Annotated in this window: 1 protein-coding gene; it reads right to left on the reverse strand. The window is 41.2% G+C overall.

Features of this window, described 5'->3' with window-relative positions:
- On the reverse strand, nucleotides 1-2,868 hold a 2,868-nt coding region (locus BAMA_RS23090; protein ID WP_051759074.1), incomplete at both ends, for a phage tail tape measure protein.

Raw genomic sequence — 2,868 nt, forward strand, 5'->3', positions numbered from 1 at the left:
TTTCATCACGAGCAACACGAGATGGCGAGTTGATACCTAACGCCTCTTTTGCTGCTTTGATGGCACTACTCGCTAAATTAACTGCGGCAGTGAGAACAGAACTTTTACCACCGGAAATACCAGCTGCAACCCCTTTTGCAATAGATGAACCTATGGAATTCCCATCAGCTGTTTTAAACCCTTTCTCAGCGCTTTTGGCTACGCCTTCACCAGCTGTTTGAGCTCCACCTTTCCCCGAATTCACACCTTGACCGAATGTAGTACCAGCTTTTTTACCGCCACCACCATCAGTTGTAGCACCTAAAATCTTAGAAACTGTAGAACTCAATAACTGAGCAATAGAACTGTTACTACCTTTTGTACTATCTAGACCTTGACCATGCCCTTTACCTTTGTCTGTACCGTGTTTTTTCGCATTTCCTTTTTCTTGCGATAAGCCCGAATCCGTACCTTTAGAAACTTTATCACCAGCGCTTTTATTTGCACCTACCGTGCTCTCAGTCCCTTTCTGGTGATTGGTTCCTTTATCTCTACCGTGCTTTTCAGCATCGCCTTTATTTTTCGAGAGACCATCATCAGTTCCTTTTGATACTTTGTCACCAGCATCTTTATTACCACCGATTGTACTTTCCGTTCCTTTTTGATGGTTTTTCCCTTTATCTCTACCATGATTCTCGGCATCAGCTTTCTTTTCAGACAAACCTTTATCACTAGCATCGCTAACGTTTTTCCCCGCTTTTTCGGCTTCCCCTTTTGTTTGCTCCATACCTTTGGCTTTACTTTTAACCTTATCTTTACCAGCTTGCTCCGCTTCAGGATTACCCTTTTTCAGCTCTTCATTTACACCCTTAATTACCTTATCAGCCTCTTGTTTCGCTTGCTCTAAAGTCAATCCCATGCCTGTATAAAAATCCATAAGATGTTGCTGTGTCTTCTGCATAGCCGATTCTTTACTTTCACCAAGCTTTTGAAAATACTTAACTTGCTGATCAGCCCATCTTGTTTGATATGCCGTTTCACTTTCTATGACTTTGTCTTTTAAATCATTATCCCATCTTTCTATTCTTTCAAACTGCTTACCACTTTCAAGATCTAAAAGCTTTCCATTTTGTGACATCACTTCGAATAAAGCTTTTGCATTTTGCCTATAGGATTCGGTGTTTTTGGCTAGGCTTATTTGAAGTTCTGCATCATTTTTTGACATTAATGCTTTTCGTGCCTCGGCATCTATGTCCATTTTAGAGATGATGTCTTTACGATCCTTATAATCTTTCTCAGCTGCCTTTTTCCCTTCTTCATACACTTTCTTAATTTCAGAGTTATATTCTTTCGCCTGCTTGTAAGAAAGCTTTCCATTTTCAGAAACAATAGATTTTTGAATTGCCACTGCATCTTTTTGATTCTTAGCGAATGCACTGGTCATTTCTTGGAATACATTAAGAGCTTTGCTCAATTCCTTTTGCTGATCTGCGGACATTTTAGAAGTATCAAGATTAAAGTCTTGTTGATATTTTTTAATTGTGTCTAACGCTTGTTTTGTTTTAGCAATATCCTTATCAATTGAATTAAGAGCTTCCTGCTCAATTTTTTGACGCTGTTCATTAAACTTGCCTTCTGTATCTTGGAATAATTGCTCCATAACAACTGAAACATCGTTTTTAAACGTTTCTAATGTAGTAATAACATCAGTTGACATCTTTGAGTAAGTGCCAACTATTTTCGTTGCCATTTTGTCAGCTTCTTCACCTGAAGTTCGAGAAAGCTGAAACATTTGTGATTCTGCTTTTTCTCGCATTTTCACATACGATTCAGCTGCTTTAACAGTTGCACCAGAAACACCTTCACCATATAAGAGAGCCTTCTCTTTCGCCTGTTCCTGTGCCTTTGCTGTATTCTCGATGGATTTAGTTGCTGCATACCCAGCAATGCCGAGCGCCCCAAGTGCTGCTGTTCCTCCAACAATCGCAAGCCCTAGTGGACCAGCGAACGATAAAAGAGCACCAACCCCTAATGTAAGTATCCCAACAACTGCTGTCACCCCAAGCATCGCTGTCCCTAACGCTGTAGATGTCGCAATTACCTCTTGAGTTCCTGCATCAAGATTATTCCATTTCTGTACTAAGTCTGTAACAACTTTAGCTGCACCTTCTAATGCTGGTGTTAGCCCATCAGTAAATTTAATTTTTGCAGTCTCAATAGCACCCGACATTTCATCCACAGCACCTTTGAGGTTATCTTTCATTTGTTTTGCTGCTTTTTCGGATGCACCAGCACTATTTTCAAGAGATGTCGTCATTTTATCAATTTCATCTGGTCCAGCTGCCATCAATGACAACATCCCCGAAACAGCTTCTACACCGAATATCATCGAAATAGATGCTGCCTTTTGGGCATCAGTCATACCCTCTGTACTACCTTTTAACTGCCCGACAATGGATTCTAAACCAACGAATTCACCACTCGCATCAGTGACAGAAATCCCTAGCCGTTCCAACTCACCTCTTGCTTCTTTTGGCGGGTCAACTAAACGTACTAGAGAAGCACGTAATGTTGTACCAGCTTGCTCGCCTTTCATACCGGCATTTGTCATTATACCGATAGAAGCCGCCAATTCCTCTAAACTTATACCAAGCGCCGCTGCTGGTGGTCCAGCATATTTTAAGGCGTACTGCATATCCGTCAAATCCGCCGCGGAAATATTAGCTGTCTTCGCTAAGATGTCAGCTACCTTCGTTGCTTCACTTGCTTCCATGCTAAAAATATTCAATGTAGAAGCCATAACCTCAGCTGTTTGCGCCATATCAGATCCAGAAGCTTCAGCTGCGCTAATTACACCGGGCATCGCTCCAAGAATCTGCTCTACAGTAA

The sequence above is a fragment of the Bacillus manliponensis genome (assembly GCF_000712595.1).
GTDB lineage: Bacteria > Bacillota > Bacilli > Bacillales > Bacillaceae_G > Bacillus_A > Bacillus_A manliponensis.